The sequence below is a fragment of the Pseudonocardia wallangbongensis genome (genome assembly GCF_054486945.1).
Genome location: NZ_JBRERS010000016.1, coordinates 26,412 through 48,793, shown reverse-complemented (window position 1 = coordinate 48,793; position 22,382 = coordinate 26,412). Strand labels below are relative to the sequence as shown.

Annotated in this window: 17 protein-coding genes and 2 pseudogenes; 8 read left to right on the top strand and 11 right to left on the bottom strand. The window is 70.5% G+C overall.

What is annotated here, in order from left to right:
• Positions 1-23 precede the first annotated feature (23 nt).
• The 9 genes from ACU436_RS37110 to ACU436_RS37070 all read right to left on the bottom strand — a co-directional run bounded on the left by ACU436_RS37110 (position 24) and on the right by ACU436_RS37070 (position 13,196).
• Positions 24-2,366, bottom strand: a complete 2,343-nt coding sequence (locus ACU436_RS37110; protein WP_459031781.1) for a DUF1989 domain-containing protein — start codon at positions 2,364-2,366, stop codon at positions 24-26.
• Between the two features lie 7 nt (positions 2,367-2,373).
• On the bottom strand, positions 2,374-3,777 hold the full coding sequence (locus ACU436_RS37105) for an acyl-CoA dehydrogenase family protein (protein ID WP_459031780.1): 1,404 nt from the start codon (positions 3,775-3,777) through the stop codon (positions 2,374-2,376).
• Positions 3,778-3,894: 117 nt separating this feature from the next.
• The gene (locus ACU436_RS37100) at positions 3,895-4,182 is read right to left on the bottom strand and encodes a hypothetical protein (protein WP_459031779.1); all 288 of its coding nucleotides are present in this window, start codon (positions 4,180-4,182) and stop codon (positions 3,895-3,897) included.
• A gap of 14 nt (positions 4,183-4,196) precedes the next feature.
• Complete coding sequence (locus ACU436_RS37095) at positions 4,197-5,270, bottom strand: EamA family transporter (RefSeq protein WP_459031778.1); 1,074 nt, start codon at positions 5,268-5,270, stop codon at positions 4,197-4,199.
• Between the two features lie 381 nt (positions 5,271-5,651).
• Positions 5,652-7,349 carry a formate--tetrahydrofolate ligase gene (locus ACU436_RS37090; protein WP_459031777.1) on the bottom strand — a complete coding sequence of 566 codons (1,698 nt, stop codon included), beginning with the start codon at positions 7,347-7,349 and terminating at the stop codon, positions 5,652-5,654.
• 9 nt (positions 7,350-7,358) lie between these two features.
• Positions 7,359-10,859 carry a 2Fe-2S iron-sulfur cluster-binding protein gene (locus ACU436_RS37085; RefSeq protein ID WP_459031776.1) on the bottom strand — a complete coding sequence of 1,167 codons (3,501 nt, stop codon included), beginning with the start codon at positions 10,857-10,859 and terminating at the stop codon, positions 7,359-7,361.
• Positions 10,856-11,104, bottom strand: coding sequence for a sarcosine oxidase subunit delta (locus ACU436_RS37080; protein WP_459031775.1), 249 nt, complete (start codon positions 11,102-11,104; stop codon positions 10,856-10,858). The genes ACU436_RS37085 and ACU436_RS37080 overlap by 4 nt, the downstream gene beginning before the upstream one ends.
• A gap of 39 nt (positions 11,105-11,143) precedes the next feature.
• Positions 11,144-12,439 carry an FAD-dependent oxidoreductase gene (locus ACU436_RS37075; RefSeq protein WP_459031774.1) on the bottom strand — a complete coding sequence of 432 codons (1,296 nt, stop codon included), beginning with the start codon at positions 12,437-12,439 and terminating at the stop codon, positions 11,144-11,146.
• A gap of 118 nt (positions 12,440-12,557) precedes the next feature.
• Positions 12,558-13,196: a helix-turn-helix domain-containing protein gene (locus ACU436_RS37070; protein WP_459031773.1), complete on the bottom strand. Its 639-nt coding sequence runs from the start codon at positions 13,194-13,196 to the stop codon at positions 12,558-12,560.
• Positions 13,197-13,361: 165 nt separating this feature from the next.
• Here ACU436_RS37070 and ACU436_RS37065 point away from each other — a divergent pair, with 165 nt between their 5' ends.
• From ACU436_RS37065 to ACU436_RS37045, 5 genes are read left to right on the top strand one after another with little or no spacing between them, the layout of a single operon-like run.
• Positions 13,362-14,771: a glutamine synthetase family protein gene (locus ACU436_RS37065; protein WP_459031772.1), complete on the top strand. Its 1,410-nt coding sequence runs from the start codon at positions 13,362-13,364 to the stop codon at positions 14,769-14,771.
• A 14-nt stretch (positions 14,772-14,785) separates the two neighbouring features.
• Positions 14,786-15,715, top strand: a complete 930-nt coding sequence (locus ACU436_RS37060) for a class II glutamine amidotransferase (protein WP_459031771.1) — start codon at positions 14,786-14,788, stop codon at positions 15,713-15,715.
• On the top strand, positions 15,712-16,497 hold the full coding sequence (locus tag ACU436_RS37055) for a GltB/FmdC/FwdC-like GXGXG domain-containing protein (protein WP_459031770.1): 786 nt from the start codon (positions 15,712-15,714) through the stop codon (positions 16,495-16,497). The genes ACU436_RS37060 and ACU436_RS37055 overlap by 4 nt, the downstream gene beginning before the upstream one ends.
• 43 nt (positions 16,498-16,540) lie before the next feature.
• Positions 16,541-17,953 (top strand): FMN-binding glutamate synthase family protein, encoded by a 1,413-nt coding sequence (locus ACU436_RS37050; protein ID WP_459031769.1) that lies wholly within the window; start codon positions 16,541-16,543, stop codon positions 17,951-17,953.
• Positions 17,946-18,413, top strand: coding sequence for a hypothetical protein (locus tag ACU436_RS37045; RefSeq protein WP_459031768.1), 468 nt, complete (start codon positions 17,946-17,948; stop codon positions 18,411-18,413). The genes ACU436_RS37050 and ACU436_RS37045 overlap by 8 nt, the downstream gene beginning before the upstream one ends.
• Before the next feature lie 12 nt (positions 18,414-18,425).
• Here ACU436_RS37045 and ACU436_RS37040 read toward each other — a convergent pair whose 3' ends face one another.
• Positions 18,426-19,658 carry an RNA-guided endonuclease InsQ/TnpB family protein gene (locus tag ACU436_RS37040; protein WP_459031891.1) on the bottom strand — a complete coding sequence of 411 codons (1,233 nt, stop codon included), beginning with the start codon at positions 19,656-19,658 and terminating at the stop codon, positions 18,426-18,428.
• Between ACU436_RS37040 and ACU436_RS37035 the strand changes: the two are divergent.
• The 3 genes and pseudogenes from ACU436_RS37035 to ACU436_RS37025 form a co-directional block, all read left to right on the top strand.
• Positions 19,633-19,905, top strand: a pseudogene (locus tag ACU436_RS37035) (IS200/IS605 family transposase); the annotation flags it as partial. The gene ACU436_RS37040 and the pseudogene ACU436_RS37035 sit on opposite strands and share 26 nt — an antisense overlap.
• 67 nt (positions 19,906-19,972) lie before the next feature.
• On the top strand, positions 19,973-21,571 hold the full coding sequence (locus ACU436_RS37030) for an APC family permease (protein ID WP_459031767.1): 1,599 nt from the start codon (positions 19,973-19,975) through the stop codon (positions 21,569-21,571).
• Positions 21,572-21,574: 3 nt separating this feature from the next.
• Positions 21,575-21,706: pseudogene (locus tag ACU436_RS37025) on the top strand (nitronate monooxygenase); the annotation flags it as partial.
• Positions 21,707-21,787: 81 nt separating this feature from the next.
• Here the strand turns inward: ACU436_RS37025 and ACU436_RS37020 are convergent.
• Positions 21,788-22,345: a helix-turn-helix domain-containing protein gene (locus tag ACU436_RS37020; RefSeq protein ID WP_459031766.1), complete on the bottom strand. Its 558-nt coding sequence runs from the start codon at positions 22,343-22,345 to the stop codon at positions 21,788-21,790.
• Positions 22,346-22,382: the final 37 nt, after the last annotated feature.

Below are 22,382 nucleotides of genomic sequence, written 5' to 3'. Positions count from 1 at the left end.
GTCTCCTCCTGGTGTCGGTGGTATCAGGAACGGGGGCGGGTCTTGTCGGGGTCGTAGAACGGGAACCGGACGACGCGGGCCGGTATCCGCTTCTGGTGGCCGTCGAGCTTCCCGACCTCCACCGCATTGCCGATCTCCGCGTGCTGCACGGCGATGCGGCACAGCGCGATGTTCTTCCGCAGCACCGGCGACCGGGTCGCGCTCGTGATCACGCCCACCTGGGAGCGCCCGACGTGGACGCAGTCGCCGTGCTGGGCGGGCTCGTTCCCCGCGAGCTCCAGGCCGACGAGCGTGCGCTGCGGGTGCGCCTTTCGCTCGAGCAGCGCCTCGCGGCCGACGAAGTCGTCCTCCTTCGTCTTCAACGGCACCGTTAACCCGATCCCCGCCTCGAACGGGTCGGTCTGGTCGTCGAAGTCGTACCCGGCGAAGACCAGGCCGGCCTCGATCCGCAGGACGTCCAGCGCCTCGAGGCCGAGCGGCGTGAGGCCGTGGGACCGGCCGGCCTCCCACACGGCATCCCACAGCGCCGACGCGTCGCGCGGGTGCGTCCACAGCTCGTAGCCGAGCTCGCCGGAATAGCCGGTGCGCGAGACGAGCAGCGGGATGCCGTTGTGGTCGCCGATGCGCCCGATCGCGAACCGGAACCAGGTCAGGTCCGGGAACGGCGGCTGGGTCGGCGGGGTCCAGACGATCGACGCGAGCAGGTCGCGGCTCGCGGGCCCCTGGACGGCGATGTTGTGCAGCTGGTCGGTGGAGTGCTTCACCCACACCCGGTCCAGACCGAGGCGCTGGGCCTGCTCGCGCAGCCAGACGCCGTCGTACTCGTCGCCGCCGACGAAGCGGAAGTTCGTGTCACCGAGCCGGAAGACCGTGCAGTCGTCGATCATGCCACCGGTCTCGTTGCACATCGCCGAGTAGACGACCTGGCCGTGCGAGAGCTTGCGGACGTTGCGGGTGACGGTGGCCTGCAGCAGCGCCTCGGCGTCGGGGCCGAGCACCTCGAACTTGCGCAGCGGCGACAGGTCCATCACCGCGGCCCGCTCCCGGCAGGCCCAGTACTCCTCCTGGGCGCCGTGCCCGTCGAAGCTCTGCGGGAGCCAGTAGCCGCGGTACTCGACGAGCTGCCGCGTCCGCGCGGAGGTGCGCTCGTGGAATCCGGTCTGCCGGGTCAGCGTGGCCTCCGACTCCGGGGTGACGCGATGGGCGATGGCCATCGAGAACTTCCTCCTCGCGTCGTAGACCCGCACGTGCACGTCGGTGGGCACCCAGGCGTTGGACGGGTCGATGTCGTCCGGGCAGGCCGAGGAGGCGCAGACGAGGTCGGTGGCCGCCCGCATGAGCACGTAGTCGCCGGGCCGCGACCACGGCTCGTCGAACACGAGCTGGTTGTGGTCGTCGAACATCGTGTTGTAGAAGAGGTTCAGCGCGGGCCAGCCCTTCCGGGCCGCCACGCCGTAGCGGGCGAGTCGCGCGTTGAAGTTGTCCGTGCAGTTCACGTGGCCCGGGTAGCCCATGTCCTCGTAGTACTTGGCGTTGCACGCGAGCCCGAACGTGTCGTGGCGCCCGACCGTGTCCCGCACGATCTCCACCAGCGGCTGCGCGTCCTGGTCGTAGAACTTTCCGTGGAGGCCGGGCTGCGGGTAGGCGTTGCCCATCAGGTAGCGCGTGGTCGTGGAATCCAGCCCGCGCTCCACCCCGTCGGCCAGGCGGTGGGCGCCGAAGGCGAGGAAGTCCGAGCACTGCCTGCCCTCGACGTCGACGACCTGGATGTACTGGCCGGCGCGGACCTCGTAGCTGCACGCCGTGGCGGCGTCGATGCGCAGGTCCAGCACCGGCTCGGCCAGGGGCTCCGGCAGGCGGGGCGCGGCGTCCCGGCGCTGGGCCGCCCGCCGCACCTCCAGCAGCAGGTCCGAGGGCGGGTTCGCGGACTCGGCGTCGACGGGCATCGGCACGGCAGGAGCGGCGACGAGGACGACGGCCGCGTCCGTCGCGGTGAACGACTCGCGCGCACCCGCGGGCGACCACTCGCCGAACAGCCGGGCGGCGGTCGCGGTCGACGCGTCCACCCCGTGCTCGGCCAGCACCGCGAGCACGGCCTGCGCGCCGTCGCCTGCGCCCTCGGTGCGCACCATCGCCCGCACCGTGCCCGCCGGCGCGTCCTGCCGGATGTCGAGGGCGTGCGGGCCGCCGAGCACGGTCAGCTCGGCGGGCTGCCGCCCTTGCCGGTCGACGACGTCGATCCGGTCTCCGCCGGCGAGCGCCACCGCGGTGACACCGCCCGGGCGCACCCAGTAGGTCTCGAGCCCCGGCTCGCGGGGGACCAGGCCGGGCAGCAGGAGCCGCGGGGCCGGGAGGGCGAGGGTCATGGGCACGTCACCTTCCGGGCGTGGTCGTCTGCTCGGACTCGTCGGACTCGTCGGCCTCGGCCAGCAGCCGCGCGGCGAGGGCCCGCTTGGCCGCCGGGTCGAGCTTCCCGGTCTCGTTCCGCAAGGCGCGCTCGTCGACCGTGCGGTTCCAGTAGTCCACGGCAGCGAACCCGAACAGCGCCGACCGGCCGACGAACTGGCGCAGCACCTCGTTGGACGGGCCCATCACCCATCCGGCCTTGCCGTCGCGCAGGTAGCGTTCGAGCCCGAGATCGCGCCGGTAGCCCGAGCCGCCGCAGGCGTGCAGCATCCGGTCGACCACGGCGGCGACGTTCTTCGCCGCCGTGAACTTGATCTGCCAGCACCAGTGCAGGAAGTCCGCGCGGGCCCGGGTGCCCGGTTCGAGGACACGCTGGTTGCCCGCGGTGGCCCGGTCGAGGGCGTCGGCCACCGAGTAGACCGCGAGCCGGGCCGCGTTCGTGTCGATCACGGCCTCGCCGATGTAGTCCTGAACGGCCGGGTAGTCCGCCACCCGCCGCCCGGTGTCGCGGTGCTCCTTTCCGAGGGTGTGGCGCCTCGCGATGTCCACGGCCCCCATCGCGATCCCGTTCCAGACCGCCGAGGAGCCGGTGAGGAACCACGGGTCGACCACCTCGTCGTTCGACTCCGCACCGTCGCCCACCGGCCCGACGAGGTGCTCGGGGGGCACCAGCGCGTCGTCGACCTCGATCGCACCGGACTGGTTGCCCCGCAGCCCCAGCGCGTCCCACAGCGAGGGCTGCGCCCGGACGTCGCCCGCGTCGACCACGAACACCGACAGGTCGTCGTAGCCGGTGAAGCCCGGGCTGGTGGTCTGCACGACGTAGAAGTCGGCGAACCCGCCGGACGTCGTCCACGACGATCTCTTCCGCACCCGGAACGCCCCGTTCACCCGCTCCGCCCCCGAGGAGATCGGGTACCAGAAGTGCCCGCCGGTGGCCGGGTCGGAGTAGGACAGCGTGCCGATGCGCCCCGCGCTCAACGGGCGGATGTAGTCCTCGATGAGCGCCGGCGTGGCTCGCAGCATGATCGCCTGCACGGCGACGACGTGCATCACGTAGCACATCGCGGTGGACGCGCAGCCGTACCGCGCGATCGTCTCGCAGGCCATGGCGAACGTGGTGTGGTCGCCGCCCAGCCCGCCGTGCTCCTCGGGCACCGTCAACCCGAGGAAGCCGTGCTCGCCGAGCAGCTCCAGGCTGCGGCGCGGGAACCGGAGCTCGTCGTCGGAGCGCTCGGCGTTGTCGCGGATCTCCTGCTCGCACAACTCGATGAGCGTCTCGCGCAGCTCCCGCTGCCGCGCGGTGAGCAGCCAGTCCGGGTCCCATTCGGCCCCGACGCCCCAGAACGGCCGGTCACCCCACACCTTCACGATTGCCTCAGAGTTTCTTGACGAACGTCCGCGCCTGGTAGAGCGCCAACAGGGGCAGCCCGATCATCAGGATCACCATCAGCACCGGCCCGGCCGGATAGGCGAAGAAGTCACTCATCACGCAGCTCCCATCAGTCCGGACTGCCGCATCCGGCTGCGCCCGAAGTCGTTGAGGCCGAACTTGAACAGGACCTTCTCCACCCCGCCGGACTTGTCCGGGTCCACGGTCGACTCGACCTCGTCGAGCAGACCGCTGGAGAACAGGTCGGTGAGCGTCAACCGCACCGTGCCGAACCAGTACTCCCCCGACACCCCGTAGGCCTGCATCACCTCGGCGGCGATGTCGTAGTCCCACAACGGACCACGCCGCGCCAGCAACTGCAGCATGTAGCCCTTCATGTGCATGGTCGTGCCTCCCCTCAGGAGTTGGTCGCCGCGCGGGAATGTGCACCCGGAACCGCCCGCACGACCTCCAACACATCACGCTTCTCGGTGAAGAGAACGAAACTGCCGAACACGGCGATCAGCCCACCGATGACGAACTGGACACCCGGCGCCTCCAAGGTGAACAGATACAGCCACACCAACGCCAACGGCCCGTACAACGCAGCGATCGCCTGCCCCCGACCCACCCCGATCAACGGGAAGGACTTGTACCAGGACACATAACAGAACCCGAACGTCAACCCGAGCAGAACCAGCAGCAACAAGTTGTTCGGATTCGCCAACGCAGCACCCGTGACCTCCCACAAGCGGCTACCCGCAAGCCCCCAAGCAATCGGCACCGCAACGACCAACCACAACGCCACCTCCGCCGTGAAACGCAACGTCAGACCGACATCGGGGTCGCTGACATCCAGCGCGCGCCCCGCGATGGCACCCTCGATCCCCCACCCGATGAACGCCAACGCGCCACCCACGTAGCCGAGCAGGCCCCCGGTCCCCGCACCCGCGAGCTCCCCGACGATCCCCGGCGCAAAGATGATCACACCGCCCGCGACGATCACCAGGATTCCCACGACCGCCCGCCGCGTGATCCGCTCGTTGTACCAGAGCCTGGCCAACACCGCCCCGATGATCGGATACAGCAACGCGGCGACCGCCGCGAACGCAGCCCCCACGTACGCGATCGCCAGGATCGAACCGAAGATCGCCAACATGCCCGCCAACCCCGCCGGGGCATACCAGCGCGAGATGCGCACCCGCCGCATCGTGCGGACGTACTCACCCGTCTTGCCCAGCACCGCCACCCAGAGGTACATGGCCAGCAGCACCGCGACGGCGTTCAACGTGGTGATCACCATCGCCGCCAACAGGTAGTCACCCGTCGAACCCGCAAGATCCACGAACGGGACCTCCGAGTAGATCACCGTCCCCGGCACGTACCAGGCGCCCCACAGCACAGCGCACCAGATCGCCCAGATGAAACCCCACCGCACCTGCCGGTTGCGGTACTCCAGACGCAGTTGCTGGGCCTTCCCTGTTTCGAGCATGGCGGCTCCTCAGGAGATCCGGCGCCCGGGCGGGCGCACGCCGTCGAGAACGGTGGATCGGCAATCCGATGCGTGAGTGCGCACTGCGGGAGGCGCCATCGCGACGCCCCGTCCTGCCCTGTGATGCACATCATCGCCGACCGATCCGGACTTGTACACCCTCCATGGAGATGCAACTGCCCGAATCTGCGACATTTCTCGGCTCTCAGCCCATTCGGAACGATTCAGATATGGTCGCGTATCTCCCTATGGGCAATTCCCCCGTCGGGCCAGGGCCGCGATCAAGGGCTGATGGTCGCTCCCGAAGATCGTTTGGCGACCATTTCCCCTTGATCGGCGAACGCCTGCGCGGCCGACTCGGCAAGACCCCGATGCAGGAGGTCACGAGAGCCCGACGATCTCGCCGTTCGCGTCGATGTCGATCCGGTGGGCGGCCGGGTTGACGCCCAGGCCGGGCATGGTGCGCATGTCGCCGCAGATCGGGTAGATGAACCCGGCGCCGACGGACGCCCTGACCTCGCGCACGGGCATCCGCCAGCCGGTCGGCGCGCCCTTCAGCGAGGAGTCCGACGAGATCGACAGGTGCGTCTTCGCGATGCAGACCGGCAGGTGGCCGAAGCCGTTGCGTTCGTAGCGGTCGAGCTGGCGAGCCGCCACCAGGTCGTAGTCGGCCCCGTCGGCGCCGTACACCTTCGTCGCCACGGTCTCGATCTTCTCCCGAAGCGAGGCGGAGTCCGGGTAGAGGAACCGGAACTCGGAGGGCTCGTTCGCGGCCTCCGCGACCGCCTCGGCCAGCTCGGTGGCCCCCTTGCCGCCCTCGGCGAAGTGCCGGCACACCGCCGCCCGGGCGCCCACCGACTCGGCGATCTCCCGGATGGCCTCGTGCTCCGACGGGTGGTCGTCGGGGAACGCGTTGATGGCCACGACCGGGGAGACACCGTGCAGCCGGATGTTCTCGATCTGCTTGCGCAGGTTGGCCGCCCCGGCGTGCACGTCGTCCGGGTTCTCCGCCAGCAGCGCCTCGGGCAGCGGCTTGCCCGCCACGATCCGGAACCGCCCGGAGTGGGCCTTGAGCGCCCGCACGGTCGCCACCACCACGGCGGCATCCGGGGTCAGCCCCGACGCCCGGCACTTGATGTTGAAGAAGCGCTCCGCTCCCATGTCCGCGCCGAAACCCGCCTCCGTGACGAGGTAGTCACCGCCGTGGATGCCGATCAGGTCGGCCACCACCGAGGAGTTGCCGTGCGCGATGTTGCCGAACGGGCCGGCGTGCACCAGGACGGGCGTGTTCTCCAGCGTCTGCAGCAGGTTCGGCTTCAGCGCCTCACGCATGATCACGGTCATCGCGCCCGCACCGCCGATGTCCTCCGCGGTGACCGGCGTGCCGTCCTCGCTGTAGCCGACGACCACACGCCCGAACCGCTCGCGCATCTCCCGCACCGACCGCGCGAGCGCGAAGATCGCCATCACCTCGGAGGCCGCCGTGATGTCGAACCCGGTCTGCCGCGGGTTCCCGTCGGTGTGCGTGCCGAGACCGACGATCACGTTCCGCAGCACCCGGTCGTTGACGTCCAGCACCCGGCGCCAGGTGATGTTGTGCGGATCCAGCCCGGAGGGGTTGCCCTGGAACAGGTGGTTGTCCAGCAGCGCGGACAGCATGTTGTGCGCCTCGGTCACCGCGTGGAAGTCCCCGGTCAGGTGCAGGTTGAGGATCTCCATCGGCACCACCTGGGCGTAGCCGCCACCCGCCGCGCCACCCTTGATCCCGAACGTCGGGCCCATGGACGGCTGCCGGACCGCCACCGTGGCGCGCTTGCCGATGTGTTTGAACGCCTGGCCGAGGCCGACCGTGGTGGTCGTCTTCCCCTCGCCCAGCGGCGTCGGCGTCACCGCGGACACCACGACGTACTTCGCCCGCGGCCGCTCCGCCAGCTCCTCGATCGCCTCCAGCCGGATCTTCATCACGTCCCGGCCGTACGGCTCGAGAAGGTGCGGACCGAGGCCCATCTCCCCCGCGACGTCCTCGATGGGCTTGAGCTTCGCGGCGCGGGCGATCTCGAGGTCATTCGGGAAGGGCACGGTCGGCTCCTAGGGTGTGGTGTTCTCGGCCGTGAACTCGACGCCGAGCTCGGCGCCCGCGTCGAGCAGCGTGTCCGCGAGGTACTGGCCGGACGAGCGCTCACAGTGCAGGAGGTAGCTGGGAACGCCGTCCACGTCGTCGCGTACGACGTCCGTCACGAGCTTCGCCACGGAGGTCCGCAGCGCGGCCCCGTTCGGGACCACGTCGTCGGCGAGATCGATGCCGCAGACCTTCGCGAGCAGGTCGGTCGCGCGCTCGCCGCGGACCCGCAGCATCGCCCGCCCGTGCGTGAGGTCGACGACGGTGACGAACTCGTCGGGCGCACCGGCGCGCGCCTCGACCCGGCCGCGCACCGCGTCCTGGGTGCCGGGCGCGTCGATCACCAGCCACTCCCCCGGGCCGGAGCCGACCACGAGCGCGCCGTCCGCGTCGCGCTCCGCCCGGCCGAATCGGCCGAGTGCCGCCGCCACGGCGCCATCGTGCGGGGCCCTGACGTGCACCTTGGCCGAGGCGCTGAGGTCGCTGACGGTCAGTGCCCCGGCGCACGCCGCGGCGGGCCCGACCGTGATCGGGCTGCGCGCGACCGGCGGCCCCACGTGCCTCGGCGGGCCGGCCGGTGCATCCGTCGCGGTCCGCTGGCGCTGCCCCTCGGGGTCGACGTGGGCCAGGTGGTCGGTGACCCGAGCGGCGATCCGCCGGCCGTCGGGCAGGAGCACCGTGACCTCGGTGCCCGGATCGGCGAACGCCGCGTCGAGCTGCGCGAGGCACACCGAGCGCTCCAGCGTCGGTGACATGCGGCTGGACGTGACCCGGCCGACGATCCGCTTCTCGCCCTCCACGATCTGGCTCGCCTCGGCGGGCACCACGGCCCCGTCGACCGGCTGCAGCCCGACGAGCCGCGAACCGCCCCCGCTCTCCTGCTGCCACGCGAGCTCCGGCCTGCCGACGAAGTCGTCCTTGTCGAGCTTGATCGCCCAGTCCAGGCCCGCGCTGTACGCCCGGGTCAGGCCGTCGGTGTCCTGGCCGACGATGAGGTGGCCCTTCTCCAGGCGCAGGATCCGCTGGGCCTCCACCCCGAACGGGGCCACACCGAGGTCGCGCCCGTGTTCGAGCAGCGCCTCCCACACGTGCAGGCCGTACGCGGCGGGCACGTGCAGCTCGTAGGACAGCTCGCCGGTGAACCCGATCCGCCACAGCACGCAGTCGTCGACGTCGGCGATCCGCCCGGTGCGGACGTTCATGTAGCCGAACGCCTCCTCGGACAGGTCGACGCCCTCGGCCAGCCGCCCCACGAGCTCGCGCGAGCGCGGACCGGCCACGTTGATGCTGGCGTACGCCGTGGTCAACGGCGTGACGTGCACCTTCCACTCCGGGTGCTCGGTCTGCAGCCAGTTCTCCACCCACTCCCACACGGCACCCGCGCCGGACGAGGTGGTGGACATCAGGTAGCGGTCGTCGGCCAGCCGCCCGGTGACGCCGTCGTCGAACACCACGCCGTCCTCGGCGCACATCACGCCGTAGCGCACCCGGCCGACCTCGAGCTTCGACCACTTGTTCACGTAGAGCAGGTTGAGCAGCTCGGACACGTCCGGCCCGCGCAGGTCCAGCTTGCCGATCGGCGTGACGTCGATGATCCCCACGCCCTCGCGCACCGCGCGTACCTCGGCGGCCGGGTCGCCGTAGTGGTCCGGCCGGATCCACTGCCCCGCGACGAGCGGGCGCGCGCCGAGGCGCTCGTGCGCGGGCTGCATCGGCGAGTGCCGCACCGGCTCGAAGCTCCGCCCGGCGAGCGCCCCGAGCGTCACCGGCACGTGCATCGGCCGCCAGGTGGTCGTGCCGGTCTCCGCGATCGTCGACCCCGTGGCCTCGGCGAGCACCGCCACCGCGTTGACGGTCTCGAGCTTGCCCTGCGCGGGACCCATGGTGACCGTCGTGTAGCGCTTCACGAGCTCCACCGAGTCGTAGCCCTCACGGGCCGCGACGTGGATGTCCTTGGAGGAGACGTCCTCGGAGAAGTCGACCATGCCGTGGCTGCGCCCGCGGAACAGCTCCGGGTGGTCCTCGATGACCAGCTCCGGCACCTCGACGGGCGGCTGCTCGGCGACGGCGGGTGCCGGCGCGGCGCGCGTCGGGAGGTGGGCGAGCTTGCGCGCGCGCCGCGCCAGGGCGCGGCGGGCGGCCTCGCGGCCGACGGCGTCGGCGTGGTCGGTGAGCTCGTCCACGCTGCCGTCGCCCGCGATCCCGCCGGTCGCCATGACCTCGTCGGGCAGGTCGTCCCCGGGGACGAAGCGGGCCGCCTGCGGCACGTACACGGGGCGGGCGCCCGCCTGGTTGAGCAGCGCGGTCGGCGCGGTCCAGCCGGTGGCGGTGACGAGGAGGTCCGCCGCCACGGTGCGCCCGTCCCCGAGCTCGACGGCGCGCACCCCCGACCGCCCCCGCACGCGCACGACGTCGCCGCCGCGCCGGGCGTCGACGACCTCGGCGACGTCGACCCCGACGGAGCGCAGGTCGTCGACCGCGGCGTCGCCGTCGGCGTTGGCCGTGAGGACGACCGCGCGCTCGCCCGGCCGCACCGCGTGCAGGTTCACGAGCCGCCGGACGGCGGTGGACAGCATGACCCCGGGGAGGTCGTTCCCGGCGAACACGTACGGCCGTTCGATCAGCCCGGCCGCGACGACGAGGGTCCCCGCCCTCGCCTTGACCAGCCGCTCCGACCCGTCCCCGGCACGCTCGGCGACCGCGATCCAGTTGTCGTCGTAGCGGCCCAGCACGACCGAGTCGGTGAGGACCTCGATCCCGGCGGTGGCGGCGACGGTGCTGCGCAGCTCGGCGAGCAGCGCGAGCTGCGCCGGGTCGCCCCAGCGCAGGTGTCCGCCGAGGTCGTGCTCCTCCTCGACGAGCAGCACCGAGGCGCCGGCCCGCGCCGCGGCGAGGGCGGCGGCCATTCCCGCCGGACCGCCGCCCGCGACCAGGACGTCGGGGTGGGCGTAGCGCTTGTCGCGGTGGACGTGGGGGGTGTCGGGCGAGATCGACCCGGCGTGCGCGAAGCGCGCCAGCACCTTCTCGTAGGCCGGCCACAGGCGCTCCGGCTTGATGAACGTCTTGTAGTAGAAGCCGGGGGCGAGGAAGCGGCCGGCCAACTGGTTCACGGCCTTGACGTCGAACCGCAGCGACGGCCACGTGTTCTGCGACGACACCCGCATGCCGTCGACGACCCGGCGGTGCGCGGCCCGCACGTTCGGCTCGTCGTCGACCTGCAGGATGCATCCCGGGTCGTGGTAGCTCGCGGTGAGGATCCCGCGGGGCCGGTGGTACTTGAAGCTGCGGGAGAACACCCGCTCGCCCGCCGCCGCCAGCGCGGAGACGATCGAGTCGCCGGGGTGGGCGGCGGCCGGACGCCCGTTCCAGGTGAAGCGGAGGGTGCGGCTGCGGTCGATCACCTCGCCGGGCTGCGGATCGAGGCGATGGCTCGCGAGAGCGGTGGCCGACCGGGACTGCTCGACGGTCATCGGGTCGCTCCCCCACGGATCCGGTTGCTCTCGGTCTCGCGCTCCACCCGGAAGAACCGGCGGCACCCGGCGGTGTGGTACCAGGTCTCGTCCACCCAGCCGCGCCGGTTGCGGCGCAGGTACAGGTAGTCGCGCCACTGCTCGGGGGTGGCGGTGGCGGGGTCGGGCCGCGGCGTCACCTCGCCCGAGTACCGGAACTCGGACACGTTGCGGGGCCCGCACCACGGGCACGGCAGTTCGATCATCAGAGGTAGGTCCTCTCGTGGGTTCGGCGGTGGGGGCGTCTAGTGGCCGACCGCCGCGGCACCCTTCTCGCCCACCAGTTCTCCTTGCGCGAAGCGGTCGAGCCCGAACGACTCGATGATCTCGGGCGTCCGCCGCGTGGCGATGGCCTCGGCCATCGCCTCGCCGGACACCGGGCCCGCCTTGAACCCGTAGGTGCCCCAGCCGACGTCGACGTAGAAGCCGTCGACGGGCGTTTCGCCCATGATCGGTGAGTAGTCGGGGGTCATGTCGCAGAGCCCGGCCCACTGCCGCAGCAGGCGCATCTTCGACAGCGACGGCATCAGCTCGAGGACGTGCCCGGCGAGCCCTTCGACGAACTCCAGCGAGCCGCGCATGGAGTAGGACGTGAAGGGATCGACGCTGGCGCCGAACACCAGCTCACCACGGTCGGTCTGGCTGACGTAGACGTGCAGCGTCCCGGACACCACGACGGCGTGCAGGAACGGCCGGACCGGCTCGGTGACCGCGGCCTGCAGGGGGAACGTCTGGATCGGCGTGCGGACGCCGGCCATGTCGGAGATCGTCGACGACCAGCCCGCCGTGCTGTTCACGACGATCGGTGCCGCGATCCGCCCGCGGTTCGTCCGCACGCCGGCCACCCGCCCGTGCTCCACCTCGATGCCGGTGACCTCGGTCTTCTGGTGCAGGTGCACGCCGTGCGCGTCGGCGGCCCGCGCGTACCCCCACACCACGGCGTCGTGCCGGATGATCCCGCCCGGCGGGTGGTAGAGGGCGCCGAGGATCGGGTAGCGGGTGTCCGCGGTCGTGTCCAGGTGCGGGACCAGCTCCTTGACCTGGCCGGGGTCGATCACCTCCGAGTCGACGCCGACGAGCTTGTTCACCTCGGCGCGCCAGCGCATGGTGCGCAGGGAGCTGTCGTTGTGGGCGAGGGTCAGGTGCCCGCGCCGGGAGAACATGACGTTGAAGTTGAGGTCCGCGGCGAGGTGGCGGTACAGCTCGAGCGACCGGTCGTAGAACCGCACGCCTTCCGGCGTGAGGTAGTTCGAGCGCAGGATCGCGGTGTTGCGGCCGGAGCCCCCGCCGCCCAGGTAGCCCTTGTCGAGGACCGCCACGTTGCGGATGCCGTGGTTCGCGGCGAGGTAGTAGGCCGTGGCCAACCCGTGGATGCCGCCGCCGACGATCACGACGTCGTAACTCGGGCGCACCTCGTGGTTGCGCCATGCTCGCGGCCATTCGGTGGAGACCACGCCGTGTTTGAGGAGGCTGAACGCCGAGTACCTCGGTGATTTCCGGCGCCCGTTCGTCGAACCGTTCCGGTCGTTGTCTGCGATCACGCCGCCCGCCTCCGAAGATCCCGCTGGGAACGAGGCGCGACCGGCGCCCCTACGCGACAGTGATGCGGACCATACTCAACGAGAGGAGACGTTGTCCATCCTCAGTGAACGGAGTGGATCAACCTCGAGAGCTGAGCGACTTCACCGCGAGGAACTGGATCGGAAGCGAGATGAGCTCGCCCGGACCATGGGCGACCTCGCCGACGAACTGGAGGGTGTCCCCGGCCTCGAGCAGGTAGCGACCGCTTCCGCAGCAGTACTCCATCTTCCCGCTGATCATGAAGATGAGCTCCGTTCCGGCGTGCTGGTACAGCGGGAACGCGTCGGCGCGCTCGGTCAGCGTCACGAGCATCGGCTCGAGGCTGTCGTGCGGCGCCCGCATCGTCCCCAGCGACTGGTACCGCTGACCGTGCGCGGAGTTGCGGTGCTGGATCACCAGTCCGGACCCGGCCTTGACGTGGATGACGTCCTGCTCCTCGGACAGGCCGCGGAAGAACGCCGTCACCGGGACCGAGAGCGCCTCGGAGAGGCGGGCCAGCGTGCCGAGGCTCGGGGACGACTGCGCGTTCTCGATCTTGGACAGCATGCTCTTGGACAGGCCGCACTCGTCGGCGAGCCTGCCGACGGTCCAGCCGTGGCGCAGTCGCATCTCCCGGACGCGCTCGGCGATCACCGTCGCGAGCGACTCCTCGACCCCGACGGGAGGCTGCCCGTCCACGGCCTCCGCCTCCTCGACACCCACCCACTCAGCGGTCATGTTCGGCTCCGGGATATCGGCGCGGGCGCGCCCGCGGGGACGGCGGGCCGACCCCGCCTGCACCAACGCTAGCCGATCGGGGTTGTGTCGTGACGCGGGACACTGTTTACTGCTTGTGGATAAACCACCCCCGCAAGAGCACCGGCGCTCGTAGAGGAGGGGCCCATGGAATCCGATCTCGATCAGTTCCTGGCACAGGACGGTCGCGACGACGAGATCGCTCGGGTACGTCGCCTGATCGACGAATCCGATGTCACGTACATCTACTACCAGTTCGCATCCGTCACCGGCCGCATCATGGGCAAGGGTGCACCGGCGGCGCACTGGGAGCGGTTCGCCCGCAAGGGCTTCCAGCTCGTCTACGGCTCGACCGCCAACCTGTTCACCGACCGGCACGGTGAGTACATCGGCTACGGCCCGGAGGCCCGGGAGCTCGTCGGGCTACCGGATGTGGAGACCTTCTGCGTCCTGCCGTGGGACCCCAAGACGGCACGGGTCTTCTGCACGCTCTTCCGCTGCCCCGAGGAGGAGGAGGACCCCGGCGCGTACCTCACCTCCGACTGCCGCGGGAACCTCAAGCGGATCCACGCCGACTTCGAGCGCGAGACGGGGCTGCACCTGCGGGCGGGCACCGAGCCGGAGATGATGTGGCTCAAGCTCAACCCCGACGGCACCCCCTCCGTCGAGGGCATGACCAAGCCCTTCTGCTACCACATCGACCAGTTCTCCGAGCTGCAGCCGCTGATCCACCGGGTCATCGAGTACAGCACCGCGATGGGCCTGGACATGATCCAGGGCGACCACGAGGACGCGCCCGGCCAGCTCGAGCTGAACTGGCAGTTCGACCGGGCCGAGCACACGGCCGACCGCCTGACCACCTACCGGCAGGTCTGCCGGCAGGTCGGCCGCGAGTTCGGCGCCTTCCCGTGCTTCATGCCCAAGCCGTTCACCGGCGTCTCGGCCAACGGCTGCCACCACAACATCTCGCTGTGGCAGGGCGACGGCGACAACGCCGAGAACGTCTTCCTGCCCGACGGGGACAACCCGCGGATGCCGAGCAAGCTGGGGCTGGCCGCCATCGGCGGCGTCCTCGAGCACCTCAACGCGCTCACCTGCCTCACCTCGCCGACGGTCAACTCCTACCGCCGCCTGTGGGACACCGGGTTCTGGGCGCCGCTCTACGCGGACTGGGGCTACCAGAACCGCACCACCGCGCTGCGCGTCAGCTCGCCGGACCGCTTCGAGTACCGCTCGGTGGACTCCGCGGTCAACCCGTACCTCTCGATGGCCGGGCTGATCAAGGCGATGGCCGACGGCATCCGGCGCAACCTCGACCCCGGCCCGCCCGAGGAACGCAACATCTACGACGCGATCTCCGAGGGCAAGCAGGTCCGCAAGATCCCGATGACGCTCGGCGACGCGCTGGCCGCGCTCGAGGCCGACGAGGTCATGCGCAGCGCGCTGCCCGGCGACATGTACCGGGTCTTCATGCACTACAAGCGCGACGAGTGGGAGCGCTTCTGCGCCGCCGTCACCGACTGGGACGTCAAGGAATACCTCGACATCCTCCCGTAGGAAAGGGGCTCTCCATGTGCGGGATCGCGGGGATCATCTACAGAGGACGCACCGGGGACGTCGGGCGCGACATGACCCACATGCTGCAGTCGATGCGGCATCGCGGGCCGGACTCCACCGGCTACGCCCTCTACGGCGAGCCGACCGATCTGCTGGTGATGCGCTTCAAGCTCGCCGACCCGACCGACCAGCGCGACTTCGACTTCAGCGAGCGCCTGGAGCGCAACCGTCGTGAGGTCGAGGCGCGGTTGGCCAAGCTCGGCGCGACGATCGACCGCGTCCAGGGGGAGTCGGAGTACGCCTACCGGGCCACGTTCCGCTACTCGGGCGAGCTGAAGCCGCTCGCCGACTACGTCGAGGACGTGCCGGGTGCCGAGGTGCTCTCGCTCGGCAACTCGCTGGAGATCGTCAAGGACCTCGGCAACGCGGAGGCCGTCGCGGCCCAGTACCGCCTCGGCGACTTCCGCGGCACCCACGCCATCGGCCACGTCCGGATGGCCACCGAGTCCGACGTCGACATCGCCGGCGCTCACCCGTACTGGGCCTATCCGTTCTCCGACGTGGCGGTCGTGCACAACGGGCAGCTCACGAACTACCACCAGTGGCGGCGCCGGCTCGAGCGCCTCGGCCACCGGTTCCAGTCCGAGTGCGACTCCGAGATCATCGCCGTCTACATCGCCCAGCGCATGGCCGACGGGCTCTCGCTCGAGACCGCGATGAAGCAGAGCCTCGACGACCTCGACGGCGTCTTCACCTACCTCGTGGTCACCGAGGACCAGCTGGGCGTGGCCAAGGACGAGATGGCCGCGAAGCCGCTGGTCCTCTACGAGGCGGACGACATGGTGGCGCTCGCGTCCGAGGAGATCGCGATCCGCGCGGTGGTCAACCGCGAGATCGACACCTACGACCCCTACGAGCGGGAGGTGCTGGTGTGGAGCCGATGACCGAGACGACCGCCACCGCACGGGTCGACCAGCGCGGCCTCGCCGAGCCCGACACGACGGCCCCGAAGACCGCCGTCGTCACGGGCGCATCGGCGGAGCTGGACGCCGCGGACCTCACGACCAGGCAGATCAACCTCGAGCTGCGGCGGCTGCTCTACACCGAGGACGTCACCGAGGTGGTCGTCCGCAACCCGGGAGCGCGGCACTCGATCGCGGTCGGGCTGCTGACCCGGTGCCGGATCCGCATCGACGGCAGCCTGGGCTACTTCGGCTGCGGGCTGATCGACGGCCCGGAGATCCACATCACCGGCCGCGTCGGCTGGTCGGTCGCCGAGAACATGATGTCCGGCGTCCTCGTGATCGACAAGAACGCGGGATCGCTCACCGGCGCCGCGTTCCGCGGCGGCGACCTCGTCGTCCGCGGGCACGTCGGCGCGCGCACCGGGATCGACCAGAAGGGCGGCACGATCATCGTCGGTGGGAACACCGGCTCGATGACCGGTTTCATGATGCAGCGCGGCCGCCAGATCATCTGCGGCGACGCGGGCCACGGTCTCGGCGACTCCATGTACGACGGCGCGATCTACGTGGGTGGCGAGGTCGCCTCCCTCGGTGTCGACTGCGTCGAGAGCGAGATGACCCCGGCCGATGACGAGCTCATCGACCGCAAGTTCGGGATCTACGGGCTCCAGCGGCCGGAGCGGTTCCGCAAGTTCGTCTGCGGGAAGAAGCTCTGGAACTACGACAACCTCGAACCGAACGAGCGCAAGCTCGTCCTGTAGCCGGGTTCCGCATTCCCGTTTCCTTTGCACAAGGAGTCCTCGGATGAGCACGCCCAACGGCAAGCCGAAGAACCTGCTCGGGCAGAGCCGCATCTTCACGCCGGAAGTCATCGACGACATCCACACGAAAGCCGAGCTCGGCCGTTACCGCATGCGCGGCTTCTCGATGTTCAAGCCGATCCCGCACTGGGACGAGCTGATGTTCCTGCCGGGCACGCTGACCCGGTTCGTGATCGAGGGATATCGCGAGAAGTGCCAGACCAAGACGGTCCTCGGCGCGCGCTTCGCCAAACGACCGCTCGAACTCGACATCCCGGTCTACATCACCGGGATGAGCTTCGGAGCGTTGTCGCTCGAGGCCAAGATGGCGTTGGCCAAGGGCGCGTCGATGGCCGGCACGGCGACCTGCTCGGGTGAAGGGGGCATGATCCCGCCGGAGCGCGATCTCTCGACCAAGTGGTACTACCAGGTCATCCAGAGCCGGTACGGGTTCAACCCGCACCACCTCATGCTCGCCGACGCCGTGGAGTTCTTCATCGGCCAGGGCTGCAAGGTGGGTCTCGGCGGGCACCTGATGGGCCAGAAGGTCACCGAGCAGGTGGCCGAGATGCGCTCGCTCCCGGCGGGCATCGACCAGCGCAGCCCCGCCCGCCACCCGGACTGGCTCGGTCCCGACGACCTGTCCCTCAAGGTCCAGGAGATCCGGGAGGCCACCGACTACCAGGTCCCGATCCAGCTCAAGCTGGGCGCGGCGCGCGTCTACGACGACGTCCGGATGGCCGCGAAGTGCGGCCCCGACATCATCTACCTCGACGGCGCCGAGGGGAGCACGGGCGCCGGCCCGCACATCGCCACCGAGGAGACCGGCATCCCGTTGATGGCGGCGATCCCGGAGGCCCGCCGCGCCCTGGAGGACGTCGGCCTGGCCGACGAGGTCGATCTCGTCGTCGCCGGGGGCATCCGCAACGGCGCCGACATCGCCAAGTGCATCGCGCTCGGCGCCAAGGCGGTGGCGATCGGCCACTCCGCGCTGATGGCGCTGAACTGCAACAAGGAGATCCCGGGCGTCACCGACTACGAGGGCACGATCGGCGTGCCCGCCGGCAGGTGCTACCACTGCCACACCGGCCGCTGCCCGGTCGGCGTCACCACCCAGGACCCGGAGCTGCGCAAGCGGCTCGTGGTCGACGAGGCCGCGGAGCGCGTCTACAACTTCCTGCACACGCTCACGCTCGAGGTGCAGATGCTCGCCCGGGCCTGCGGGAAGACGAACATCCACAGCCTCGAGCCGGAGGACCTCTGCGCCCTCACCACGGAGGCGGCCGCGATGGCCCGGGTTCCGCTGGCCGGCACCTCCTACGTCCCCGGCGTCACCGAGGAGCAGACGTTGGCCGAGATCAAGCACCTGCTGGAGAAGCACGTCGCGAACGACGGGCGGGCGGTGCGCGATGTCTGAACCGGTGCCCGTCGAGATCCAGTTCGACCCGGCGAAGCGGCACCTCAGCACCCGGCAGGGCATCGACACCGAGGAGCTGACCGGGCGGACCTTCCCGTACCAGTTCGAGCGCTCGCTCGTCGACGACGTCGACCTCGACGCGGCGACGCCCGGCGACGACATCAACTGGCTGGAGGACATCCACCTGATGCAGGAGGACGGCATGAACGCCGTCTTCGACCGCTACACCAACGCCTTCCTGAAGATCTACTTCGACATCCCGGAGGGCCGCGAGGACGAGTACGCCCGGAAGGTCCTGATCACGCACCTCCAAGAGGGCAACTCGTACGGCATCTGGCTCAAGCACCGGCACGCGAAGTTCGCGCAGCCCGAGCTCGGGTCCTGGCTCTCGGGCTCGCCGACGGTCGGCGAGAACTACGCGCGTAGCGAGCTCGAAGGTTGGGAGAAACCACTCCATTAACCCTTCCCACGGCTACGGCCGGGGGATGTCCGGCTCGGACCGCACCACCGCATCCCCGAGAGGAGGCGAACGGTGTCTTACGTCGTCAGCACCGGCACGGTCGGGATCTACCGCGGCCAGGATCACCCTGGCGGCGTTCCGGTCACGCTCGGCGGTGTGCCCGCAGTGCGCGCACCGGAAGACTCGCTCGGCCAGCGCGAGCCGCTGCTTGGCTCTCGCGAAACAGCTCGCACAGGTCATCGTGGTGAAGGCGGGCGGCACCAACACCACCCTCCGGCCCGCCCGCTGGGCCCGTTCCAAGAGTTCCCGCTTGGCCGCGCCGATCGCGGCGTCGGCCGCCTTGCGCGCCATGCTCGATCGGGTCAGGAAGCGTGGCCGAAAGTCCTCGACCGCGAGGATCTGATGGTCGGCGACGACGCGACGCGCCCACAACCGGGCGGTGTGCGAGTTCTGCCGGAGAGCCTTCTTCGCCAGCTTGGCGGCCCGCCGGCGGGCCCGCCGGTAACCCGCCGACGGGGCCTGCCCGCGCTCCCTACGGCGGCGGCTCATCTTCCGCTGGGCACGGGCCAGCTCCGCGGCGCAGCGTCGCCGATATCCGTGGTGGGGCAGGTCGTAGGCCGGGTCAGTGGTGGTCGCGGTGGTGGACACGCCCCAGTCGATGCCGATCGCCCCACCGGCGTGCGGCGCCGGCACGCGTTCGCGGCGGACCACGAACGAGGCGTACCAGTGCCCCAGGGAGTCTTGGTAGACCCGCACCGAGGTCGGCCGGCTCGGCAGCTCGCGCGACCACACCACCCGGATGGACACGCTCTTGGGGAGCCGCAGCCGGCCGTCGCGGACCGCGAATCCGCGGGTGGTGTACTCCAGCGACGGGAGCGTGTTCCTCCGCCCCTTGAGCCTGGGTTTGCCACGACCTTTGATCCGGTAGGCGTCGGCCAGCGCGGTGGCGTAGGTGCGCAGCGTCTGCTGCTGGGCAACCTGCGACCCGGCGCGGAGCCATCGGGTACGTGCGCGGGCTTCCGTCAGCTGCCGGGACAGCTCCCCGACCGTCGGTGTGCGGCCGGTCTCTTGCTGGTGGACGGCCTCGTTCCACAGGAACCGGCAGCGGTGCCACTCGTCGAGGAGCGCGCGCTTGGCCTGCATGCCGGGGCGCAGCCGGTAGGTGTAACGCACGATCTCCTCCACACCTGTCACTATCCAGCCCACCCCCGACACTTTCCGGATCGAGGACCACCTCAGAGACATCATCCGGTTGGTTTTGCGCCGACCGTCGAACCGGAGACCAAGCCAGACCAAGTGCATTTGCTCGTCACTGCGGATCGACAGTACGGCGTCCACCCGCCGGCCGGGCATTTCCGGGGCCGCAGTTCACGGGGTCCTCTGGGAGGAGTTCGCCACGCCGCGGAGCCGACTTCCGACCGTGTGGACCCGCTCCTACTTCGTCGCCACGGTTGGCGGCGCCACCTTGGCGTCGTCCGCGCCATGTCGATAAACAAGAGAACGTGTGAACCCCCCTTCCTCCCCTCGGCTGAAGCCAGGGGACTCTCGGGAGTTTTGTGATGACCGACACCGCACGTCCGGCAGTTCCCCCCGGAGGGTCCGCGCACGCCGACCCCGGTCTGCAACGCACCATCAGCTGGCAGGGTGCCTTCTGGATCGCCAGCGGCGTCCCGGCACTCGTGCTGTTCTCGATCGGCTCGATCGCGGCCACCGTCGGGACGCCCTCGGTCCTGGTCTGGACGGTCTCGGTCGTGTTCGGGCTGATCCAGAGCTTCACCTGGGCCGAGATCGCGGGGATGTACCCGCAGAAGGCCGGCGGCGCCTCGGTGTACGGCGCCATGGCGTGGATGCCGTACTCCAAGTTCGTGGCCCCGGTCTCCGTGTGGTGCAACTGGCTCGCGTGGTCCCCCGTGCTCACGATCGGGTCGGGACTCGGCGCGGGCTACCTGATCACCGCGCTGTTCCCGGCGGACGCCGCCATCAACACCTGGTCGGTCAGCCTGGTCGACCTCTCCGCCCTGAAGGACGGACTGGAACTGCGGCTCAACGCCCAGTTCTTCATCGCCGCCGCGTTCCTGCTGGTGGTGTTCCTGCTGCAGCACCACGGTGTCCTCCGGGCCGCACGGGTGCAGACGATCGTCGGGATCGCGGTCCTCGTCCCGCTGGTGGTCGTCGGGGTCGTGCCGCTGCTCACCGGCGACGTCATGCGGGACAACTTCGCCCCGTTCGTGCCGCTGTCCGGCGCGTGGGACGGGAGCGGCTGGACCCTCTTCGCCGGCGGCCTGTTCCTGGCCGCCTGGTCGGCCTACGCGTTCGAGACCTCGGTCTGCTACACCCGGGAGCTCAAGGACCCGGGCCGGGACACGCCGCGGGCCATCTTCGCGGCGGGCCTGCTCTGCCTCGCGGTCTACACCCTCGTGCCGTTCACGTTCCAGGGCGCCCTCGGCCTCGACCGGTTGGTGCAGGACGACATCGTCGCAGGTGACGGCGTGGCCGCGGCGATGGTCGAGATGGTCGGCGGCGGCGCGGTCGTCGGCAACCTGCTCGTGGTCATGTTGATCCTGGCGCTGCTGCTGTCGGTCATGACCACGATGGCCGGCTCGTCGCGGACGCTGTACCAGGGCTCGATCGACGGCTGGCTGCCGCGCTACCTCGGCAAGGCCAACCGGCACGGCGCACCGGCCCGGGCGATGTGGACCGACCTGGTGTTCAACCTGGTGCTGCTGCTGATGAGCGACTACGTGTTCGTGCTCGCCGCGTCCACGGTCTGCTACATGATCTTCAACTTCCTCAACCTCAACGCCGGATGGCTGCACCGCAGGGACAACCCGCACCTCGCGCGGCCGTGGCGGGCACCGACGGCCCTCATCGCCGCCGGCGCGGTCCTCGCGTTCGTCAACGCGCTGCTGCTCGGCTGGGGTGCGAACGTGTGGGGACCGGGTGCGCTGCTCACCGGCCTCGTGGCCGCCGCGCTGATCGTCCCGGTGTTCGCGTACCGCCACTACTACCGGGACCGGGGCGAGTTCCCGGACTCGATGTACGAGACCGGAGCGGACGGGGCCGCGGTGGCGCCGACGAGGCGAGCGGGCGCGCTGCCCTACCTGGTGCTCGCCGGCGGGGTCGTGATGGTCGTGATCGGCCAGCTCCTCGCGGCCTGACCGATGTTCTCCACGCGGTTCACCGCCCGGTTCGACGTGCGCCACCCGGTCCTCCGCGCGCCGATGGGCACCGTCGCGGGCGGGGCGCTCGCCGCGGCGGTGACGGCGGCGGGTGGTCTCGGCCAGATCGGCGTCGGATACGGCGACGGCGCATGGCTGCAGCGGCTGGCACGGCCGCGACGACGAGCTCGGCGCCGCGCGCGGCGACGAACGCTGTCACCGGCGGGTGAGCGCCACGAGGTACCGGCAGACCCGGTCGGTCGGGTTGATGTACTCCCGTGCGGCGGACGGCCCCATCTGGAGGCAGTCCCCTGCGTCCAGCTCGTGCACGGTGGCGCCCTCGTGCAGGCTCAGATGTCCGTCGAGCACCCAGATCTGCTGGTGGACCAGCTCGGAGGTGAGGGGCGGGAACGCAACCCGGGTCCCGGCCGGGAGCTCGATCTCGACGAGCTCCAGCGGCCGCCCACCGGCCGGTGACACCGCACGACGCCGGTAGCCGCTGGCCGGGTCGGTCCAGGTCGGCTGGTCCGCGGCCCGCACGAGCCGACCGGCACCGTCCTCGGCGCGCGTCACGAACTCGGAGAGCGTCATGCCGAGCCCGGCGGCCAGGCGGGCGAGCAGGACGGCGGTGGGCTGCGCCGCACGGCGCTCGACCTTCGCGATCATCGCGCGGGATACCCCGGACCGCTCCGCGAGCGCGTTCACCGAGAGCCCGCGCGCCTGCCGGGCCGCCAGCAGCGCCTCCGCGAGGGAGGCCGAGAGGGTGTCGGGCACCCGTACCACTATAGGGGCAGTTCTGCTTACCATCTTC

What these genes read in the sequence shown, in the direction of transcription:
- ACU436_RS37110 (WP_459031781.1), bottom strand. Translation starts at nt 2,366, where the DNA reads ATGACCCTCGCCCTCCCGGCCCCGCGGCTCCTGCTGCCCGGCCTGGTC.
- ACU436_RS37100 (WP_459031779.1), bottom strand. Translation starts at nt 4,182, where the DNA reads ATGCACATGAAGGGCTACATGCTGCAGTTGCTGGCGCGGCGTGGTCCG.
- ACU436_RS37095 (WP_459031778.1), bottom strand. Translation starts at nt 5,270, where the DNA reads ATGCTCGAAACAGGGAAGGCCCAGCAACTGCGTCTGGAGTACCGCAAC.
- ACU436_RS37085 (WP_459031776.1), bottom strand. Translation starts at nt 10,859, where the DNA reads ATGACCGTCGAGCAGTCCCGGTCGGCCACCGCTCTCGCGAGCCATCGC.
- ACU436_RS37080 (WP_459031775.1), bottom strand. Translation starts at nt 11,104, where the DNA reads ATGATCGAACTGCCGTGCCCGTGGTGCGGGCCCCGCAACGTGTCCGAG.
- ACU436_RS37070 (WP_459031773.1), bottom strand. Translation starts at nt 13,196, where the DNA reads ATGACCGCTGAGTGGGTGGGTGTCGAGGAGGCGGAGGCCGTGGACGGG.
- ACU436_RS37065 (WP_459031772.1), top strand. Translation starts at nt 13,362, where the DNA reads ATGGAATCCGATCTCGATCAGTTCCTGGCACAGGACGGTCGCGACGAC.
- ACU436_RS37060 (WP_459031771.1), top strand. Translation starts at nt 14,786, where the DNA reads ATGTGCGGGATCGCGGGGATCATCTACAGAGGACGCACCGGGGACGTC.
- ACU436_RS37055 (WP_459031770.1), top strand. Translation starts at nt 15,712, where the DNA reads ATGACCGAGACGACCGCCACCGCACGGGTCGACCAGCGCGGCCTCGCC.
- ACU436_RS37050 (WP_459031769.1), top strand. Translation starts at nt 16,541, where the DNA reads ATGAGCACGCCCAACGGCAAGCCGAAGAACCTGCTCGGGCAGAGCCGC.
- ACU436_RS37045 (WP_459031768.1), top strand. Translation starts at nt 17,946, where the DNA reads ATGTCTGAACCGGTGCCCGTCGAGATCCAGTTCGACCCGGCGAAGCGG.
- ACU436_RS37040 (WP_459031891.1), bottom strand. Translation starts at nt 19,658, where the DNA reads ATGTCTCTGAGGTGGTCCTCGATCCGGAAAGTGTCGGGGGTGGGCTGG.
- ACU436_RS37030 (WP_459031767.1), top strand. Translation starts at nt 19,973, where the DNA reads ATGACCGACACCGCACGTCCGGCAGTTCCCCCCGGAGGGTCCGCGCAC.